This is a genomic window from Bordetella petrii (assembly GCF_000067205.1).
Taxonomy (GTDB): domain Bacteria; phylum Pseudomonadota; class Gammaproteobacteria; order Burkholderiales; family Burkholderiaceae_B; genus Bordetella_A; species Bordetella_A petrii.
The window spans coordinates 317,459-331,191 of the sequence record NC_010170.1 but is presented as its reverse complement, the minus strand read 5'-3'; the positions used below and the strand labels follow the sequence as shown (position 1 = coordinate 331,191).

Here is a 13,733-nt window from a genome sequence, read left to right as displayed (position 1 = left end):
CGTTATCGGTGCGTCGATGCGCGAAGCCGGTGCGCGCGCCGGCATCCGACACAGCCGCCGTCAATCACGCAAAGCGCGTCCGCATCGTGCGCTGCCGCCCGCAAACCCGCATGCCAGCAGGCTTTTCGGCGGTCTTTCAAAGAGTTGGCATGTCGATTGCTTTGACTGGATGACTTGTATACAAGCGAGGATCCCAGGCATGAAGGCCAACGATGTCATCTCACAACCCCAGGGCTGGACGCTGGCCGAATGGCAGGCGGCCTATCGCCGCGGCGCGCAGCCGGCCGACCTGCTTGGCCGGCTGATCGATAGCCTGGACCCTGGCGACCCGGCCTGGATCTGCCGCGCCGACGCGCCGCGACTGCAAACCCAGCTGAGTGACCTGGCCCGGTTGCTGGACAGCGCGGGCGGCGACGTGGCGCGCCTGCCGCTATACGGCGTGCCGTTCGCCATCAAAGACAACATCGACGCGGCGGGCTGGCCCACCACCGCCGCCTGCCCGGCCTTCTCGTACCTGGCGCAACAAGATGCCGATGTTGTGCGCCGGCTGCGCGCTGCCGGCGCCATCCTGATTGGCAAGACCAACCTGGATCAGTTCGCCACCGGTCTCGTGGGCACGCGCTCACCGCACGGCGCCGTGCCCAACACTTTCGATCCCGCCTACATCAGCGGCGGTTCGAGCTCGGGATCAGCCAGCGTCGTGGCGCGCGGGCTCGCGGCGTTCGCGCTGGGCACCGATACCGCCGGCTCCGGGCGCGTGCCGGCGGGCTTCAACAATATCGTCGGACTCAAGCCCACGAAGGGTTGGCTCAGCACGCGCGGCGTCGTACCGGCGTGCCGCACGCTGGATTGCGTGTCGATCTTCGCGCTGACGGTTAACGATGCCGATGCCGTGGCAATGGCGGCAGGCGGCCTGGACCCGCAAGACCCGTATTCGCGCGCGGCGCCCGCCATGCCAGGCGGGCTGCCCCGCCAGCCGAAGCTGGCCATCCCCGCGCAACCCGAATTCTTCGGCGACGCACAGGCACAGGCGGCTTACGACGCCTCGCTGCAGGTCTTGCGCAACATGGGAGCGACGCTACAGGCCGTGGATTTTTCCGTTTTCCGCGAGCTGGCCGACCTGCTGTACCAGGGGCCGTGGGTGGCCGAGCGCTACGCCGCCGTGCGCAGCCTGTATGAGCGCGCGCCTGGCGAAATCGATCCCGTGGTGCGCGGCATTATCGAACAGGCGGCGCAATACAACGCGGTGGACGCGTTCGAGGCCGAGTATCAGCGCGCCGAATTGGCGCGGCGGATCCAGCAGTGCCTGGCCGGGTTCGACGCGATGGTGGTTCCCACGGCGCCATCCATCTACACCATTGCACAGCTGCGGGCCGATCCGGTAGCGCTGAATACCCGGTTGGGCACCTACACCAACTTCGCCAACCTGGCGGACCTGTCTGCGCTGGCCTTGCCCGGCGGCCTGCGGGCCGACGGTTTGCCAAGCGGCATCACGCTGATCGGGCCGGCGTGGCATGACCGCGCGCTGGCCGAATTCGGCCGCCGCTGGGAGGCCGCGCAAGGCGGCACGCTGGGCGCCACCGGCCGCGATCGGCGTGCCGCCATCGCCGAGGCGGCCAACACCGTGCCGGCCGCCTCGGCCGGCACGCCCGTGCAAGTCGCCGTGGTGGGCGCGCACCTGCAAGGCATGCCGCTGAACCACCAGCTGACGTCGCGCGGGGCGCGCTTTCTGGAAGCCACCCAGAGCGCCGCGGCCTATCGCCTGTATGCGCTGGCCGGCAGCACGCCGCCCAAGCCCGGGCTGGTGCATACCGGCGACGGCGCGGCCATCGCGCTGGAAGTATGGGAGCTGGCGCCAGCCGCCTTCGGCGAGTTCGTGGCCGAAATTCCCGCGCCGCTGGGCATCGGCACGCTGGAACTGATCGACGGCCGAACCGTGAAGGGCTTTATCTGCGAGCCGCGCGGCATCGCCGGCGCGCGCGACATCACCGAGTTCGGCGGCTGGCGCGCCTACCTGCGCCATCTGCAAGACGCCGCGGCCCACCAAGGGGAAAAATCGTAATGTTCCATACCGTACTCATCGCCAATCGCGGCGAAATCGCCGTGCGGGCCATCCGCAGCCTCAAGCGCCTGGGCATCAAGAGCGTCGCGGTGTATTCCGATGCCGACCGCAATGCGGCGCATGTGCGCCAGGCCGACGCCGCCGTCGCGCTGGGCGGCAACACCGCCGCCGAAAGCTACCTGCGCATCGACAGTATCCTGGCGGCCGCGCAGGCCACGGGCGCGCAGGCAATTTTTCCCGGCTACGGCTTTCTGTCGGAAAGCGCGGAGTTCGCCGAAGCGTGCGCGGCGGCTGGCATCGCATTCATCGGCCCCACCCCGCTACAGCTGCGCGAGTTCGGCCTGAAGCACCGGGCGCGCGAACTGGCCGCCGCGGCCGGGGTGCCGATGACGCCCGGCACCGGCCTGCTGCGCGACGCGGACGACGCGCTGGCGCAAGCCGACCGCATCGGCTATCCCGTCATGCTCAAGAGCACGGCCGGCGGGGGCGGCATCGGGCTGGCGCGATGCGCCGATGCGGACGCGCTCAAGGCCGCCTACGCAGCCGTGCAGCACCAGGGAGAAACCTTTTTTCGCGACAGCGGCGCCTTTCTGGAACGCTATGTCGACCAGGCCCGCCACGTCGAAGTGCAGATCTTCGGCGACGGCAACGGCCAGGTGGTGGCGCTGGGCGAGCGCGACTGCTCGGTCCAGCGGCGCAACCAGAAGGTCATAGAAGAAACGCCCGCTCCCGGGCTGCCGCCCGCGACACGCGCGGCCCTGCTGCGCGCGGCTGTCATGCTGGGCGAATCGGTGGCGTACCGCTCGGCCGGCACGGTGGAGTTCATCTACGATGGCGCGCGCGACGAGTTCTACTTTTTGGAGGTCAACACGCGCCTGCAGGTCGAGCATCCGGTTACCGAAGCCGTCACCGGCCTGGACCTCATCGAATGCATGCTGCGCGTGGCGGCGGGCGATCCTCTGGATTGGGCCTCCCTGCGGCGGGCGCCCGAGGGCGCCGCGATCGAAGTGCGGCTCTATGCCGAAGATCCCGCGCGCGACTTCCAGCCTTCGCCCGGCGTGCTGACCTGCGTGCAGTTCCCCGCAGAGGCGCGCGTGGATGGCTGGATGGATACCGGTACCGAAGTGCCGCCCTTCTACGACCCGATGCTGGCCAAGCTGATCGTGCACGGCGCCGATCGCGGCGACGCCCTGCGCAAGCTGGGCGACGCGCTGGCCCGCACCCAACTGCACGGCATCGCCACCAACCTCGACTTCCTGCGCCAGGTGGTGGCCGACCCGCGCTTCCAGGCCGCGGCGCTGTCCACCCGCTTCCTGGATGGCTTCGAGTATCAGCCAACGGCGCTGGAGGTGCTGGAGGCCGGCACCTACACCAGCGTACAGGACTACCCGGGGCGGGTCGGCTACTGGAACATCGGCGTGCCGCCGTCGGGCCCGATGGACGACTATGCGTTCCGCCTGGCCAACCGCATCGTGGGCAACGCGCCCCAGGCTGCCGGCCTGGAATGCACGCTTATCGGCCCCACCCTGAAGTTCCACAGCGACGCCATCATTGCGCTGACGGGCGCGCGCATGGACGCGTTGCTGGACGGCCAGCCGATCGCCATGTGGCAACCCGTGGCGGTGCGGCGCGGCCAGGTGCTGGCCACCGGACGCGCGGCGACGGGATGCCGCAGTTACCTGGCCGTGCGCAATGGCCTGGACGTGCCTAGTTACCTGGGCAGCCGCGCCACCTTCGCGCTGGGCCAGTTCGGCGGGCATGCCGGGCGCTGCCTGCGCGCGGGCGACATGCTGCCGCTGGCGCAGCCCGGCCTGCCGGCCAGCCTGACGCCGCCGCCCGAAGCGCCGCCCGCCGCCGTCGATGCGGCGCTGGTGCCCGAGTACTCCAATGACTGGCAGATCGGCGTGCTGGTCGGCCCGCACGGCGCGCCGGATTTCTTTACCACCGAGTCGATGGCGCAATTTTTCTCCACCGACTGGGAGGTGCACTACAACTCGAACCGCCTGGGCGTGCGGCTGCTGGGCCCCAAGCCCGCCTGGGCGCGCCAGGATGGCGGCGAGGCGGGGCTGCACCCGTCCAATATCCACGATTGCGAGTACGCCATCGGCAGCATCAATTTCACGGGCGACAGCCCTGTCATCCTGACGCGCGACGGCCCCAGTCTGGGCGGCTTCGTCTGCCCGGCCACGATTGCCAAGGCAGAGCTATGGAAGGTCGGCCAGGTGCGCCCCGGCGACCGTATCCGCTTCGTGCCGCTGAGCGTGGCCGACGCCGCGGACTTGCAAGCGCGGCAGGACGCCGCGGTGGCCACGCTGCGCGCGCCGTCTTCGGGCGCCTTGCCGGCCGCCGCGCCACAAGCGCTTTCGCCCATCGTGGCCAGCCTGCCCGCCACCGCGGCGCGGCCGCTGGTCACTTACCGCCAGGCGGGCGACAGCTACCTGCTGCTGGAATACGGCGACAACGTGCTGGACCTGGCGCTGCGCATGCGGGTGCACCTGCTGATGCAGGCCCTGTCCGCCGCGCCGGTCGCCGGCGTGCTGGAGTTCTCGCCCGGCGTGCGCTCGCTGCAAGTCCAGTACGACAGCCGCGTCATCAGCCAGGACGCGCTGGTGGCGCGCCTGCTGCAGATCGAGGAAACCCTGCCCGACGTCGCTTCGCTGAAAATCCCCACCCGCGTGGTGTACCTGCCCATGGCGTTCGAGGACAGCGCCACCCTGGGCGCGGTGCAGCGATACCAGGAGACTGTGCGCGCCCATGCGCCATGGCTGCCCAACAACGTGGACTTCATTCAGCGCATCAATGGGCTCGCCACGCGCGACGATGTGCGGCGCATCGTGTTCGACGCGAGCTACCTGGTGCTGGGCCTGGGCGACGTCTATCTGGGCGCGCCATGCGCCGTGCCGATCGATCCGCGCCATCGCCTGCTGACGTCGAAATACAACCCCGCGCGCACGTTTACCGCCGAAGGCACGGTCGGCATCGGCGGGGTATACATGTGCATCTATGGCATGGACTCGCCGGGCGGCTACCAATTGGTGGGCCGTACGCTGCCTATATGGAACAAGTTCCTGAAGAATCCGGTGTTCCAGAATGGCGAGCCCTGGCTGCTGCGCTTCTTCGACCAGGTGCGCTTCTATCCGGTTTCCGAAGCCGAACTCGCCGTGCTGCGCGAAGACTTCCGGGAAGGCCGCGCCACGCTGCGCATCGAGCACGAGGATTTCGATTTCGCCGAGCATCGGCGCTTCCTGGCCGAACACGCGGCCGATATCGAGGCGTTCAAGGCAAACCAGCAGGCGGCCTTCGAAGCCGAAGTCGCCTTGTGGCAGGCCGAAGAATCCGCGGCCATCGAGCCGCCGCCGCAAGAAGAAGCCGCGCTGCAGTTGTCGGCCACCGAGCGCGCCGTGTGCGCCGACCTGTGCGGCAACGTGTGGAAAATCCCCGTCAGCGTGGGCCAGCGCGTGCAGGCCGGCGACACGCTGGTCATCGTCGAGGCCATGAAAATGGAACTGTCCATCAAGGCGGCGTTCCCCGGTACCGTCACCGCCATCCGCTGCGCACAGGGCAAGGCCGTCAACAGCGGCGACGCCCTGGTGGTCATCGATGCAGAAGCCGATTGCCCGGTAGCCTGACATGCGCCTCGCCCTGGCCCCTTTGCCCGGCAGGATCGTGCAGACCGGCCCCGCCGTAACGCTGGCCGGGCAGGCCTACGAATTGATCAAGCGCGATCTTTTCGAGTTCCGCCTGCTGCCGGGCGACGACTTTACCGAAGGCGAACTGGTCGCCCGCTTCGGCGTCAGCCGCACCCCGGTGCGCCAGGCCCTGTACCGGCTGGAGCGCGAAGGCTTCGTGCTGCTGCGCCAGCGCAGCGGCTGGCGCGTGCGGCCATTTGATTTCGAGCGTTTCGAAGCCCTGTATGACGTGCGCATTGTGTTGGAACAGGCTTCGGTGACGCGCCTTTGCGGCTTGCCCGACATGAACGCGTCGGGCGACCTGCCCGCCCTCAAGCGCATCTGGCTGGTGCCGCCAGCGGAGCGCCTGCGCAGCGGCAAGCAGGTGGCCGAGCTCGACGAAGCCTTTCATTGCGGCCTGGTGGCGGCTGCGGGAAACCCGGAAATGGCCCAGATCCATCGCGACATCACCGAGAAAATCCGCATCATCCGCCAATTGGACTTCACCAAAGACTACCGGGTCGATGCCACGTATATGGAACACGCGGCGATCCTGCGCGCCGTTCTTGCCCGGCGCGCCGATGAAGCCACGCGCATGCTCAAGTCGCACATCGAAATCAGCAAGGCCGAGGTGCGCCAGATCACCCTGCATCGGCTGCAGCTGGCCCGCGCGGAAGGCTTGCGATAACGGCCGCCGCGGCGCCGCGCCATTCAGCGCGCCGTCATGTTTCGCGCCGCGGCATGCGCACCTGTTTAAGCGGCTTTTAAGTTAAGCCGGCCAATCACGGGCACAGGCATTTCGGCGGGAACAAAACTCGCATAGCTTCGCTCATATATCGCAGCAGGGCGCGCGTGCCGCCGCGCGCGGCACGTCCACGCCCGGGCTATCCGTTCCATCGCCGACCCGCAGCGCAACGCGCCGATGCGCGACTGCGCCTGCCCGGCATCCGAGGAGACCGAAAAACATCATGCGAAAAGCGCTTTCCTTCCTGGCCCTTGCAGCGGCAATGCTCCTGTCGACCCCTGTGCTTGCACAAGGCGGCAACATCAAGGGCCTGTACCTTGTCACCGACTATCCCGCCGTTACGGCGCAGCCCGGCACCACCTCGACGGTCAGGCTGCAACTGCGCAACTATGGCCTGCCTCCCGAACGGCTCGGCCTCGCAATCGACGGCGTACCCGACGGCTGGACCGCGACCCTGCTGGGAGGCGGGCAGCCCGTGGCCGCGGCCATGCCCAGCACCGACGACAGCGTCTCGCTGCAGCTGCAATTGAAAGTTCCCGCCGACGCGGGCACGCAGCCGCGCACGCTGACCGTGGTGGCCTCGGGCGACGGCCAGCGCATCGAGCTGCCCGTGCACATCATGCTGGCCAAGGAGCTGCCCACCAAGCTCACGCTCGATACAAAGCTGCCGGCCATCAAGGGCGGCGCGCAGTCTTCGTTCGACTACTCGCTGACCGTGAAGAACGACAGCGGCAAAGACCTTACCGTCAGCTTCGCGGCCAAGGCGCCGCAGTACTTCGACACGCGCTTCACCGAGGGCTACGGCAGCCAGCAGATCAGCGCGCTGCCGATCAAGGCCGGCGAATCGAAAGACATCAAGCTCACCGTGCGCCCGCCCAGCAGCACCGAGCCCGGCAGCTATCCGGTGCAGGTGGTGGCCAGCGCCGACGGCATCGAGGCGTCCAGCCAGCTCAAGCTGGACATCGTGGGCCAGCCTCGCCTGCAACTGGCCGGCCGCGACGGCCTGATGAGCGGCGATGCGCAAGCCGGCAAGGCGTCGACCATACCGGTCGTGATCCGCAACGACGGCGGCGCCGCCGCCGACAACGTCGCGCTGTCGGGCAGCGGTCCGTCGGGCTGGAAAGTAGAGTTCGAGCCCAAGACCATCGAACACCTGGCCCCGGGCCAGCAGGTCGAAGCGCAAGCCAGCATCACGCCGTCGGAGCGCTCGCTGGCGGGCGACTACATGACTCACCTCAGCGCCTCCGCCAACGGTCAATCGGCCAGCGGCGATTTCCGCATCACTGTTTCCACGTCCAGCCTGTGGGGCATCGTCGGCGTCATCATCCTGGCCATCGCCGCGCTGATCCTGGTGGGCGCCGTTGCGAGGTTCGGACGCCGATGAACGACTACCTGATTGAAGCGCAGGGCGTAACCAAGCGGTACGGCAGCCTGCGCGCCGTCGACGACGTGTCGTTCCAGGTCGGGCGCGGCGAAATCTTCGGCCTGCTCGGCCCGAACGGCGCGGGCAAGACCACCACCATTCTGATGTTGCTGGGCCTTACCGACGTCAGCGCGGGCTCGGTGCGCGTCATGGGCCACGACCCTCAGCGCGACCCGCTGGGCGTGAAGCGCCAGCTGGGCTACCTGCCCGATGCTGTCGGCTTCTACGACTACCTGACGGCGCGCGACAACCTTGCCTATACGGCGCGCCTGCTCGGGCTGGACGCCAGCGCCCGCGCCGCCCGCATCGACGAAGCCCTGGCGCGCATGCGCCTGTCGGAAGTCGCGGACCGGCGCGTGGCCACGTACTCGCGCGGCATGCGGCAACGGCTGGGGCTGGCCGAAATCATCATGAAAGACGCGCGTGTAGCCATCCTGGACGAGCCCACGTCGGGCCTGGATCCCCAGTCCACCGAGGAATTCCTGGACCTGATCCGCGCCCTGAAGGCCGACGGCGTCACCGTGCTGCTGTCTTCGCACCTGCTGGACCACATGCAGCGCATCTGCGACCGCGTGGCGTTGTTCCGGCGCGGCCGCATCGCGCTAATGGGCAGCGTGCCCGAGCTCGCGCGGCAGGTACTGGGCACGGGTTTTTCGGTCGACGTGCAAGCCGATGGCAGTGGGCTGGAAGCGCACCTGCGTCAGGTACGCGGCGTGCATGATGTCAATGTGGTGGCGCCGGGCCACTATCGCCTGCTGGCCGAAGACGACGTGCGCGCCGATGCCGCGCGCGCGGTCGTGCAGGCGGGCGGCGACCTGCATCGCCTGTCGGTCGACCTGCCCAGCCTGGACGCCATCTACAACCGCTACTTCCACGACGCCGAAGCCGGCGCCAAGGAGAACCACCATGCAAAAGCGTAAAGGTTCGCCCTGGAAAGGGCTGGGCGCAGTCACGCTGAAAGAGTTCGCCGACCATCTCAGCAGCGCCCGCATGCGGGTGCTGGAATGGCTGATCGTGCTGACGGCGGCGGCCGCGCTGTATGGCGCCCTGCAGCAGATCCGCAGCACCACGGCCGAAGACCCGTTCGTGTTCCTGCGGGTGTTCACCACGGCGCGGGCGCCCATGCCCTCGTTCGCCTCGCTGCTGGGATTCCTGATCCCCCTGATGGCGATCGGCCTGGGGTTCGACGCCATCAACGGCGAGTACTCGCGGCGCACCATGAGCCGGCTGCTGTCGCAGCCCATCTACCGCGATGCGCTGCTGCTGGGCAAGTTCCTGGCAGGCCTGGCCACCCTGGCCATCAGCCTGCTGTGCCTGTGGCTCATCGTCATCGGCGTGGGACTGCTGGCGCTGGGCGTGCCGCCCAGCGGCCAGGAAGTCGCGCGTTCACTGCTGTTCCTGCTGATGGCCCTGGCGTACGCGGGCGTGTGGCTGGCGCTGTCGATGCTGTTCTCGGTGCTGTTCCGTTCGGCGGCCACGTCCGCCCTGGTCTCGCTGGGTCTGTGGCTGTTCCTGGCCCTGCTGTGGCCGTTGCTGTCCTCGGCGCTGGCGCAGGCCATCGCGCCGCCGGACCTGGCCTCGCAGTTGCTGGGCCAGCCCAGCCTGCCCACGCTGGAATGGCAGCACGCCCTGCAACGCCTGTCGCCGGCCCAGTTGTTCAACGAGTCCATCATCGCCGTGCTCAGCCCCATGACGCGCGCCATCGGCCCGATCTTCCTGGATCAGCTCGAAGGCGCGGTCATGGGGGCGCCGCTGGCGCTCGGCCAGAGCATCCAGATCGTCTGGGCCCAGGCCGTGGGCCTGATCGCCGGCGTCATCTTGTTGTTCGCGCTGACGTACGTGGTGTTCCAGCGCCAGGAAGTGCGAGCGTGAGGCCGGCCCGGCCCCGGCGCGCCACGTCCTGGACAGGCCGCGCGTCGCGCGGGGCGTCAGGCGAACGGCCAGATGCCACACAGGTGTCTGGCTTCGCAGGTGCCTGACACCTAACCGTGCCGCGGCTGCTCAGCAATACGGTGTCTGGCACCCTGGCGGGAGCCAGACACCTGCAATACCCAATACCCGCGCTGCGCGCCATGTGGCAAAATTTCCCCGCCCCGTCCACGCTTCGATGCCATGTCCGCCCCACGCGCCGCTTTTCCGTACGACTACGCCCGCGTGGAGCAGGTGGTGGCCGAGTATGTGCCGCGCTGGCGCGGCATGCGGTTCGACGCCGTCGTAGCTATCGCGCGTGGCGGTCTGCCGGCGGCGCTCATTGCCTGCACCGCGCTCGACCTGCCCTTGCATGCCCTGTCGTACCATCGGCCGACCCGGCGGGTGTCGTGGTTCACCGCGCAGATTCCTCCCGCCGGCGCGCGCGTGCTGCTGGTCGAAGATATCGCCGGACGCGGCACCACGCTATCCGACAGCATCGATTTCCTGGCCGTGTCGGGCTACGAATTCAAGGTTTTCACGCTGGCCTACGACACCGAATCGCGAGTGCGGCCCGACTTCGGGGTCGAGATTCCGCCAGGACTGCGCGCCTGGTTCCCCTGGGAGCGTGAATCGATCACCCCGGCCTACGACGCCACCCGCAACCTGCCGCGCCTGCCCGCCGACGCCTATTCATCGTGGGCCATCGACCTCGATGGCATCCTGCTGCCCGACCTGTCGCCCGATCTCTACGTTACCGACCTGGCCGGCACGCTGGCGCAGCGCGACATGCTGCTGCCTTGTGAATTGCTGCCGGCGCGCGACCTGAGCCGGCTTACCATCATCACCGGCCGCCCCGAGCAAGACCGCGCCCGCACCCAGGCGTGGCTGCATCGCCACGGATTTCACGGCAAGCTCATCATGCGCGACGAAACCCGCCATCAGGCCGCGCAAACCGCCGAGCATAAAGCACAGGCCATCGTGGCCGGCTGCCACACGCATTTCATTGAAAGCGACATGGCCCAGGCGCTTGAAATCGCCCGCCGGGTTCCGGTGGTGCGAGTGTACTGGTGGAACGGCCGGACGGCCCTGTCGGTCTACGCCAGCCACGCCGCGGAGCTGGGATAAAGAACTGGGATAAAGTCCGGCGCTACAACGTCAGCGCGCCCTGCGCCGCCCCCAGCGGGAACCGACGGGTGTACAGCCGCAACTCCAGCCCTGGTCCCTGCAACGCCTGTACCAGGTCTGCCCGCAAGGGCAGCGTCCCCCGCGCTCTGCCTTGGCCGCGCAGCAAATGCGCTACGATCGGGCCGCGCACGGCCTGGCCCGATGGCGGGGCGTGCAGCGCCAGGGCAATGACGGCATCGTCCGCCTGCACATCAGCCGCCGCGTCGAAACGCAACACGGCGCCAGGCAGGTCGATTTCGTAGCGCACCCGCGCGCTGCCCTGCCCCGCGGCCTGCAGGCGCAGTGTGCCGCGGTGGGCTGCCGGCGCGCGGCCACGCCGCAAGGCTGGCGTCGTGAAGGGCGCACGGCGCGGCTGCATGGCTAGCTCCCAATGCCGGGCGCAGTCCAGCAATTGCTGCTCGGCATGATCGCGCGCCAGCAATTCCAGCCCCACCGGCAGGCCGTCGCGCGTGAACCCCGCCGGCAGGCTCAACGCCGGCATGCCGGTAGCGGCAGCCAGCTGGCTGTTGGCCCCGGCCTGCACATCGCCGATCGAGGCCGGCCGGCAGCGCAACGCGGGGTACGCCAGCACATCGACCCCGTGGCGCTTCATGCACGCCAGCACGGCGCGCCGCAAGCGGTTGCGCACGCGCAGCACGGCCGCGCGGCCGGAACCATCGTCATCGCGCAGCGCCTCGCGCTGGCGCAGCACGGCGTCCAGCTGTTCATGATGCAGCCCTTGCCGCAGGATATCGGCCAGCCCGCTTACCGGCGCGCCGCCCTGAGCCGCCAGGTGGTTGGCGAACGCGTGGCGGAACTCGTAGGGCGTCAGGCTGCTGCCGGGCAACAAGGCCGCGAGCATGGGAATATCCACGCCCGCCAGGCTTGCCCCCAGCCGCTCCATGGCAGCCAGCGCCTCGTACGCCACCCTGGAAACATCTTCTTCGCCGGGCAGCGTCCCGAACAGCGCGTCGAGAACACCGATGCGCAGGCCGGCCAGCCCATCCGGCCGCAGCGCATCATGGAAAGACCGCGGCAGGCTGCGCGCCGCGCGCGCGGTAGCGGGGTCGTCGGCATCGACGCCCACGATGGCGTCCAGCAGCAGCGCCAGGTCCGGCACCGAACGTGCCAGCGGCCCGGGAGTGTCCTGGGTTTCCGACAGCGGCACGATGCCGGCACGGCTGGCCAGGCCGCGCGTCGGACGCAGGCCCACCAGGTTGTTGGCCGCGGCGGGCACGCGTATCGAGCCGCTGGTGTCGCTGCCCAGTCCGGCCGCGGCGAAACTGCCCGCCACGGCCGCCGCCGTGCCGCCGCTGGAGCCGCCCGGCGCCCGCCCGGGCGCATACGGATTGCGCGTCTGTCCGGTCAACGACGAAATATTGATGATGCCGCACGCCAGCTCGTGCAGCGTGGTCTTGCCCAGAATTACCGCACCCGCCGCGCGCAGCCGCCGCACCACGCCGGCCTCGGGGCCCGGCCCCCAGTCCGCCAGGGCCAGTGTGCCGGCGCTGGTGGGCAAGCCCGCCACGTGGAAATTGTCTTTGACCAGCACGGGAATACCGTGCAACGGGCCGCGCAGACGCCCGGCAGCACGCTCAGCGTCCAGTTCGCGGGCCTGCCGCAAGGCGTCCGGGTGCAGCGCCGCGATCGCATTGAGCGCGGGACCCTGCTGGTCGTATGCGGCGACGCGGCGCAGGTAGGCACGCACCAGCGCCTGCGAACTCAGGACGCCCTGGGTCATCAACGCCTGCAGGGTCGCGATGTCGGATTCGACCACCGCCTGGTCGGCATCGGCGATGCCGGCGGGCGCAACAGGGGCATCGCGCATGCTGAAATTCCGCTGCGCCGTCAGGCTGCGGCAACGCGTTGATAGATATGGTTGGCCAGCGCCACGTCTTCCAGGCCGATGCCCACCGACTTGTACACCAGCAGGTCGCCCGCGGCCCGGGCCGTATCGGCGCGCGGCAGCAACGCGCCCAGTTCAACCAGCTTGTCGCGGGCGCCAGTATCCGGCCCGGCCATGACCAGCTCGCCGCCTTCGCGCGCGGCCTGGCCGGCCGCCTCGACCACGATCATCGAAGCGCGCCGCAACACCTCGTCGTCGACTTCGCGTGTCACGGGCTTCGACGATCCGATCGCTGCCACCAGCGTGCCCGGGCGGGGCAACTTGCCATCGAACAGGGGTTCGGCCGCGCGCGTGGCGGTGATGATCACGTCGGCCCAGGCTGCCGCGTCGGCAGCGTCGGCGCATGTCACAGGCACCCCGTAGCGTTGCTGCCATTGCTCGGCCAGCGCCGTTGCGTCGCCGCGCGAGCACAGGCGGAACTCGGTGGCGTAGCCATCCAGCGCGAAGGCTTCCACATGGGCCTCGGCCTGCACGCCGCTGCCGTACACCGCCACGCGCCGGCCCGGCCCGGGCCGCAGGCAATCGGCCGCCACGCGCGTGACCGCCGCCGTGCGCAGGCGCGTCAGGGCATTGCCCGCCACCGTGCACAGCAGGCGCCCGTCGTCGCAGGAAAACAGCGGAATAATGAAGTTGAACTGGCCCTTCACGGTGGGATACACCTTGGCGCCCATGACGCCCGCGCTGGTGTGGATGCCGCCCATCATCGACAGCGACACCCCGGCGTCGTGCACGCGCACGCGTTCCTGGATCACGCCGGCATGGCGGCCCAGGTCTTCGAACAGCGCGCGCATGGCGGCCACCGCGTCACGCATGGTGATCGACTGGGCCACCTGGTCATCGGAAATGAATAACAT

Annotated in this window: 9 protein-coding genes; 7 read left to right on the top strand and 2 right to left on the bottom strand. The window is 69.0% G+C overall.

What is annotated here, in order from left to right; translation table 11 throughout:
- The first annotated feature begins 199 nt into the window (after positions 1-199).
- The 7 genes from atzF to BPET_RS01440 all read left to right on the top strand — a co-directional run bounded on the left by atzF (position 200) and on the right by BPET_RS01440 (position 10,934).
- Positions 200-2,062 (top strand): allophanate hydrolase, encoded by a 1,863-nt coding sequence (atzF, locus tag BPET_RS01470; protein WP_012247319.1) that lies wholly within the window; start codon positions 200-202, stop codon positions 2,060-2,062.
- Positions 2,062-5,691, top strand: a complete 3,630-nt coding sequence (uca, locus tag BPET_RS01465; protein WP_012247318.1) for an urea carboxylase — start codon at positions 2,062-2,064, stop codon at positions 5,689-5,691. Before atzF ends, uca begins: the two co-directional genes overlap by 1 nt.
- A 1-nt stretch (position 5,692) precedes the next feature.
- On the top strand, positions 5,693-6,418 hold the full coding sequence (locus BPET_RS01460) for a GntR family transcriptional regulator (RefSeq protein WP_012247317.1): 726 nt from the start codon (positions 5,693-5,695) through the stop codon (positions 6,416-6,418).
- A gap of 319 nt (positions 6,419-6,737) precedes the next feature.
- Positions 6,738-7,859, top strand: a complete 1,122-nt coding sequence (locus tag BPET_RS01455; RefSeq protein WP_231852647.1) for a COG1470 family protein — start codon at positions 6,738-6,740, stop codon at positions 7,857-7,859.
- Positions 7,856-8,818, top strand: a complete 963-nt coding sequence (locus BPET_RS25665) for an ABC transporter ATP-binding protein (RefSeq protein ID WP_041862616.1) — start codon at positions 7,856-7,858, stop codon at positions 8,816-8,818. The genes BPET_RS01455 and BPET_RS25665 overlap by 4 nt, the downstream gene beginning before the upstream one ends.
- Positions 8,805-9,770, top strand: coding sequence for an ABC transporter permease (locus BPET_RS01445; protein ID WP_041862615.1), 966 nt, complete (start codon positions 8,805-8,807; stop codon positions 9,768-9,770). The genes BPET_RS25665 and BPET_RS01445 overlap by 14 nt, the downstream gene beginning before the upstream one ends.
- A gap of 240 nt (positions 9,771-10,010) precedes the next feature.
- Positions 10,011-10,934, top strand: coding sequence for a phosphoribosyltransferase family protein (locus tag BPET_RS01440; RefSeq protein ID WP_012247314.1), 924 nt, complete (start codon positions 10,011-10,013; stop codon positions 10,932-10,934).
- 22 nt (positions 10,935-10,956) lie between these two features.
- On the opposite strand, the gene BPET_RS01435 is transcribed toward BPET_RS01440, so the two are convergent.
- Both BPET_RS01435 and BPET_RS01430 read right to left on the bottom strand, forming a co-directional pair.
- Positions 10,957-12,801: an amidase gene (locus tag BPET_RS01435; RefSeq protein ID WP_197535836.1), complete on the bottom strand. Its 1,845-nt coding sequence runs from the start codon at positions 12,799-12,801 to the stop codon at positions 10,957-10,959.
- Between the two features lie 20 nt (positions 12,802-12,821).
- Positions 12,822-13,733 (bottom strand): ornithine cyclodeaminase family protein, encoded by a 912-nt coding sequence (locus BPET_RS01430; RefSeq protein ID WP_012247312.1) that lies wholly within the window; start codon positions 13,731-13,733, stop codon positions 12,822-12,824.

What these genes read in the sequence shown, in the direction of transcription:
- atzF (WP_012247319.1), top strand. Translation starts at nt 200, where the DNA reads ATGAAGGCCAACGATGTCATCTCACAACCCCAGGGCTGGACGCTGGCC.
- uca (WP_012247318.1), top strand. Translation starts at nt 2,062, where the DNA reads ATGTTCCATACCGTACTCATCGCCAATCGCGGCGAAATCGCCGTGCGG.
- BPET_RS01430 (WP_012247312.1), bottom strand. Translation starts at nt 13,733, where the DNA reads ATGTTATTCATTTCCGATGACCAGGTGGCCCAGTCGATCACCATGCGT.
- BPET_RS01455 (WP_231852647.1), top strand. Translation starts at nt 6,738, where the DNA reads ATGCTCCTGTCGACCCCTGTGCTTGCACAAGGCGGCAACATCAAGGGC.
- BPET_RS01460 (WP_012247317.1), top strand. Translation starts at nt 5,693, where the DNA reads ATGCGCCTCGCCCTGGCCCCTTTGCCCGGCAGGATCGTGCAGACCGGC.
- BPET_RS25665 (WP_041862616.1), top strand. Translation starts at nt 7,856, where the DNA reads ATGAACGACTACCTGATTGAAGCGCAGGGCGTAACCAAGCGGTACGGC.
- BPET_RS01435 (WP_197535836.1), bottom strand. Translation starts at nt 12,801, where the DNA reads ATGCGCGATGCCCCTGTTGCGCCCGCCGGCATCGCCGATGCCGACCAG.
- BPET_RS01445 (WP_041862615.1), top strand. Translation starts at nt 8,805, where the DNA reads ATGCAAAAGCGTAAAGGTTCGCCCTGGAAAGGGCTGGGCGCAGTCACG.
- BPET_RS01440 (WP_012247314.1), top strand. Translation starts at nt 10,011, where the DNA reads ATGTCCGCCCCACGCGCCGCTTTTCCGTACGACTACGCCCGCGTGGAG.